General features: G+C 45.6%; 6 protein-coding genes. 3 read left to right on the top strand and 3 right to left on the bottom strand.

Annotated elements, in window-relative coordinates; translation table 11 throughout:
* Window positions 1-90 (top strand): IS3 family transposase (locus LCM10_RS20870; protein ID WP_224875669.1); only part of this gene is annotated, 90 nt, incomplete at its 5' end.
* Between the two features lie 52 nt (window positions 91-142).
* Here the strand turns inward: LCM10_RS20870 and kapD are convergent.
* Window positions 143-763 (bottom strand): 3'-5' exonuclease KapD, encoded by a 621-nt coding sequence (kapD, locus tag LCM10_RS11375; RefSeq protein ID WP_224876373.1) that lies wholly within the window; start codon window positions 761-763, stop codon window positions 143-145.
* Between the two features lie 259 nt (window positions 764-1,022).
* Here kapD and LCM10_RS11370 point away from each other — a divergent pair, with 259 nt between their 5' ends.
* Entirely contained in the window at window positions 1,023-2,237 is a 1,215-nt protein-coding gene (locus LCM10_RS11370; protein ID WP_224876406.1) for an MFS transporter, read from the top strand.
* Window positions 2,238-2,254: 17 nt separating this feature from the next.
* Entirely contained in the window at window positions 2,255-4,105 is a 1,851-nt protein-coding gene (locus LCM10_RS11365; protein WP_224876372.1) for a transglycosylase domain-containing protein, read from the top strand.
* 783 nt (window positions 4,106-4,888) lie between these two features.
* On the opposite strand, the gene LCM10_RS11360 is transcribed toward LCM10_RS11365, so the two are convergent.
* Window positions 4,889-5,464, bottom strand: coding sequence for a DUF5366 family protein (locus LCM10_RS11360; RefSeq protein ID WP_224876371.1), 576 nt, complete (start codon window positions 5,462-5,464; stop codon window positions 4,889-4,891).
* 189 nt (window positions 5,465-5,653) lie between these two features.
* The gene (locus LCM10_RS11355) at window positions 5,654-5,923 is read right to left on the bottom strand and encodes a hypothetical protein (RefSeq protein ID WP_224876370.1); all 270 of its coding nucleotides are present in this window, start codon (window positions 5,921-5,923) and stop codon (window positions 5,654-5,656) included.
* Window positions 5,924-6,035 lie beyond the last annotated feature (112 nt).

Raw genomic sequence — 6,035 nt, 5'->3', positions numbered from 1 at the left:
CACTGGTACAATCATGACCGGTCAAAAGAAAAATTGGCTGGGATGAGTCCTGTCGAATACCGAACTCACTCCAGCCATTCAGCTGCATAATAAAACTCTAACTTCCGGGGGTAAGCACCGGAATGGGCACGTTTTTCTATACTCAAGCAAGCTGATTATAAAGCTTGCTTAAATCGATTCGATCACCGATGGTGGTTGGTTCAGCTTTGTCGAGATACTTTTTATCTTTTTCGACAAGGTTATAAATATGATGGGTGGTCATCGCGTCATCCAATGCTTTATGATGCTTTCCTACCCCTTCCCTTCCGTATTCCTGGACGGCCTTCCATAAGCCTGTTTGGTTCTGGTCACCGAAAAACCGTTTATATTCCATCGATAAGTCGACAAATTGGGCTTGAAACGGAAAGGCTGCGCCAGCATAGGCACAATTATCCCTCAATACTTTCATATCCATATTCCCCCAAGTCACGACCTTCTCGATCCCCTTTTCATTAAGTCCATTAAAATAATCGATGAGTGTCCGGAAGGAGATGCCTTCGTCAACTTTATCCTGTGTGATTGATAAGAATCGCTTGCATCGATTGGTTAGTTTGGGGAAGGCAGATGGTTTTACATAAGTCGAAAACGTATCTGACACTTTCCCATTCTGAACCACCACCACTCCTGCTTCGATGATTTCAGGGAAAAAGCCTTTTGGGACCCGATGTCGTTCCGGCATTGAAAACTCAAAGTCAATGAACACAAGCTGCTTTGCTTTAACCACGTAACTCCCTCCTCAATCTTGTACAGCCCCAATTTATTCTTGGTAGAATCATAGCTGAAAAACGAACGAGTTTATGCACACGCTGAAGAAAGATGTGTACATAATTCCTATTCTTATAGTATATCATGTTCCATCATGGAAATATGACTATTCCGTTTAACAATCGTCAAAAAAATCTCCTTCGGTGGACTCCCCACCCAAACTTCTATAAAATATATTTAGTAATACGAAATAAATAGCATATGAGAAGGTGTTCATCATTTCAATAGAAAAAAAGAATCTTATCATTATGGTCGTGGCGAATTTTTTAGTGGCTGCCAGTGCCACCATGGTCCTCCCCTTCCTATCCCTTTATATCGAGACCTTTGGGGATTACAGTGAAGCTTATGTACAACGTTGGTCCGGGTTCGTCTTCGGCATCACGTTCCTGACCGCATTCTTCATATCCCCACTATGGGGCAGATTCGGGGACCGACATGGGTATAAACCCATCCTTCTGATCACGGGGTATGGAATTGCAACGTCGATCTTTTTAATGGGGTTCATGGAGTCCGTTCACGGGCTGTTCATTCTTCGGATGATCATGGGTGCCGTCACAGGTTTCATTCCCACCTCCATGGCGCTCATCTCTTCACAGACTTCCAAGGAGGAAGCAGGAAAAATATTGGGCACCTTGCAAATGGGTACCGTGTCAGGCGGATTATTCGGACCTGTCATCGGGGGGATTCTTGCTGATCATGTTGGTTTTTCTTATACCTTTATCCTGACTGCAATTTCGATTGCGATTGCAGCAACCGTTGTCCTGTTCGGCATCGATGAACAGAGGGACGATGCACAGAGGAATAAGCAAAACAAATATACAAGCAAGCAGGTGCTTCAGCACATCATCAGTCATAAACTTCTTGTGACGGTGATCATTCTATCCTTACTCATACAGGTCGCAAATTTCAGCATCCAGCCGCTGCTCGCACTCTATGTGGATGAGCTCACTTCATCGACGAATCTTGCATTCCTTGCTGGCCTGGCCTTTTCGGCAACAGGATTCGGAAACTTTATCGCCACAAGGCAATGGGGTAAGCTCGGTGATCAAATCGGATATGAGAAAGTCCTATCGATCTTATTGGTACTTGCCTCCATCCTGATCGTCCCGCAAGCGCTTGTAACCGAACTTTGGCAGCTCGTACTGCTTCGATTCCTGTTCGGGATCAGCATCGGGGGCATGATCCCGTGTGTGACTGCCTATATCCGCCAGGAAGCCCCTCTTAGCATGCAGGGTGAGGTCCTCGGGTACAATCAGAGCTTCCGCTTTCTTGGAAACGTGATCGGCCCGGTATTCGGAGGGACAGTCTCAGGATATATTGGGATTTCTTCCGTTTTTTATGTAACAGGTGCTTTATTCTTGGGGGCATTTGGATTATTATGGTGGAGTATCAAACATTCAGAAGTAGACGGTCATGTGAATCAAGATTACTAGTAAAGTAGAGTGGAAGTATGAGAGTGTTTGCAGGATTTCTAACAGTGTTCGGCTTCATGGCGTTGTTTTTCATAACGCTCTTCTTCACCACCGAGGAAGCCGACCGGGCCCAGGTGTTTCAGGAAGAACTCCAAAACGCCGTGAATGCAGATCAGTTGGACCTAAACAAGACCAGCCTGCTGCTGGATAAAGACGGAAACGTTTTTTCAGAGGTGAACCGCCCGTTCCGATTGTATGCGGATGACGAGAACATCCCTCCATTCGTGAAGGAAATCCTGGTCGCATCGGAAGATCAGCATTTCTACGAGCATGTCGGATTCGATGCAGGTGCCATCCTGAGGGCAGTGGTGAAGAATTTGGTCTTCACCCATATCCAGCAGGGAGGAAGCACAATTACCCAGCAGCTGGCCCGAAACCTGTATCTGGGTCAGGAAAAGACATATAATCGTAAATTGACCGAGCTGTTCTATGCACATGAAATTGAAAGCTCCCTATCAAAAGATGAGATATTGGAGCTGTACCTCAATGTGATTTATTTCAGCAACGGTGTGTATGGAATCGAAACGGCCTCGCAATATTATTTTCAAAAAAATGTTTCAGACTTGAACAAAGCAGAATTAGCCTTCCTGGCCTCGATCCCGAATAATCCGGGTAAGTATGATCCGCTCGATCACTTCGATCAGACAAAGGTGCGTCAGGAACGGTTGCTGGATATTCTCGTCAACACCGAAAAGATGTCAAAAGAAGAAGCGGACAAGCTAAAAAAAGTGCCGATCAAGTTGAATATCCGCAAACGGATCGACCGATACCCTGACTATGCGTTCTATGTGGAACAAGAATTGAAGGAACTGATTTCCCTGAATGAAGGCTACGAGGCTCAACTTGAAAAAGCCGGTTCCCCACAGGAAAAAGAGAAAATCATCGAAAAACTTGACCAACGGGTGGAAAGCGTGATCTCTTCAGGGGTGAAAATCAGTACGGCACTTGATCCTTCACTTCAGCAAAAAAGCGTGGAAGCCGTCAATGCAACCCTTAAGGGGCAGCAGCTGCAAGGGGCATCCGTCACCATCGATAACAAAACAAGAAGGATCGCCGCACTGACAGGTGGAACGGATTATAGGAAGTATAATTTCAATCATGCCTTCCAAGCATACAGACAGCCGGGTTCTTCCATTAAACCTCTGCTCGTCTATGCCCCGTACCTGGATAAGTTCAAGTCATCCATTTACGAAGAAGTGAATGCGAACCGGTACTGCATCGGAAACTACTGTCCGGTAAACTATGGAGGCGCACAGCCGGGAACCGTCACCATGACCCGGTCAATGTCCCAATCATATAATGCCGCTGCGCTCCGTTTGATGGAAAAGGTCGGGATTGACAATGCCTTCAATGAACTTTCCGCCTTTTCGTTTGAAAAACTGACAAAAGAAGACCGCACCTACGCGGCGGCGGTCGGGGGATTCACTTACGGTGTCAGTCCCCTTGAAATGACGGATGCATATACTTCCTTCGTCGATGGAACGTATGAAAAATCTCATGCCATCATAAATGTGAAGGGTAGCAGCGGGAAAATCTTATATGAATGGAAACAGAAACGAGGACAGGTCTGGTCGGATGACACCACATCAAAAATGAGGCAAATGCTCGCAAATGCCGCTTCCGACGGTACAGGAAAAGCCGCCTACGTCTCAAGGCCGTATGTCGGGATCAAAACGGGCACGACCAACCAATATCACGACTACTGGGTGATGGGACTCACGGATCTCTATACGACCGGGGTCTGGGTCGGCCACGACATCCCTCAGGACATGAGCGGAATCGAAAGACTACGTCCAAGTCATAAAATATGGCAGGCAATCATGGAATAGCGCTCGGAGGTTTATCTCCGGGTGCTTTTTTTGTTTTGGGGAGTGGTGGGTAGGGATTGGTGGGATTGGGTGTGGGGGTTATATGATGTGGGAGTGGAGATAAAACTGGTTTATGATTGGAGGTTTCAAGAAGTAGGATTGGTATTTTCAATTTGTGTGGGGTAACGATGACGATGGCGTGCTGAATGCACAGATTGTGCCTGGTGTCCCGATAGGTGGCGGATTTCTCACGATTTTGGCGTTTCCTCCATCGATATATGTGTGTGCCATTCTTATTTGTTCCAGGCACCCCATGATTTCTGCGCAGATCCGCCTTTTTGTGTGCGGCACCTAACGTTTTACACACAGAATTCTCATTTCATAAGGGCATTGAGGGCGTGTTGCGTTTTTATGCTCGAACTGAAAGGATTTATGCTCGATATTCTCCTTTTTATGCTCGAACCTAAACGAGTTATGCTCGAAAATCACCTTTTATGCTCGAACACAAAACCACTTATGTGCGAAATCCCCTTTTTATGTGCGAACCCAAACCACTTATGTGCGAAATCCCCTTTTTATGTGCGAACCCTAACCACTTATGTGCGAATTCTCCTTTTTATGTGCGAACCCAAACCACTTATGTGCGAAATCCCCTTTTTATGTTCGAATCCAAGATCATCCGACAAACACCGTCAATCAGTCAATCAGACTCACACCCCCAATCACGCCCACACCCAACTCAACGCCCCACCAATACAAAAAAAGAGTACAAAACAACGTTTCATACTCCTCCTCACCCATCACTTACAGCTTCACCTTCGACATGATCGGCAGGCTGGCCATGACGCCGTTATATAATTTCAATAGTATAAAAAAGATCGTCATGAACAGGGATGACCATGTGAACAGCTGCAGGCTGATCACTCCGATGATACCGGCTTTGGATACCGTGACGCTGATTTTATAGACAAAATAGACAAAATAAACAATGGAGGTGAGCGCAAAGATGGCCACTAATCCGATGAAGGATTTGAGACTGACTGCAGACGCAATTCCCCCGATGAAATAAATCATGGATCCTGACCTCACGCGATTATAAAGCTGTCCTTCCGATTCCTTAGAGAAGAAAAGCATGGACACTCCATTGATGGTCTCCGCGATGAGCTTCAAGGCAGCAAATACCATGAAGAAGACAATCATCAAGAGGATCAATAATACGAATTTCAGTTCGATATCGGATAAAAATTCACGCATACCAGGGTACACGCCAATTTTCTTGAAAAGGTCTACAAACACGTCCACCCCGTAGACAGAAAACGTCAGGCTGAACAAAAGGATGGAAAACAGAGGCAAGTAGCTTGTTAAATATGTATTCTTCAATTGATAACTCTCCCATAACGATGGATTCCATGCAGCACTTTTATCATAATCGTTTATGGTTGTCTTGAAAAGGGTATGTATTAGGGACCCTTGGGCAATTTGTCGGACCTCCTCCATTCTCCGACAAAGCACATTTGAAAAAAGAACCATCAAAAAACTGCCTCCCCCATGCGGACATGAAAGAGACAGTCATTCGATAATTTCTTCCGTTTGTAAGGATCTGGACGGGACAATCCGGATATATTCCCTTGATCTAAAGGGCTGACGGGTTCGCTGTTGAGATGCCTGCACTTCTTCTATTTCGTTTTCACTGTCATATGTGACAGGCTGTAGGTTCTGGGTAGCCGGGTCGTCAATCTCAAAGATCCCCCGATTGAAACGATCCTGCGATTCAACCAACCATCCCCATCCAATGAATGCGAATAAAATCGTTGTGAATGCAACGGTCTTTCTTTTCAAATTTCATCACCACCTTATGGATAGGATTGTCCAAATTGACCAAAACTATTCGGTACAATGAACGAGGAATGAGAAAAAAATTCGAAGAAATTTCACGTTTATCGACCGCGTT

The organism is Rossellomorea aquimaris (assembly GCF_020171925.1).
Classification (GTDB): Bacteria; Bacillota; Bacilli; order Bacillales; family Bacillaceae_B; genus Rossellomorea; species Rossellomorea aquimaris_F.
The sequence above is the reverse complement of the archived record's forward strand: the minus strand, read 5'-3'. Positions and strand labels throughout refer to the sequence as shown.

Coding starts and splice junctions, on each gene's coding strand:
- LCM10_RS11365 (WP_224876372.1), top strand. CDS start 2,255: ATGAGAGTGTTTGCAGGATTTCTAACAGTGTTCGGCTTCATGGCGTTG.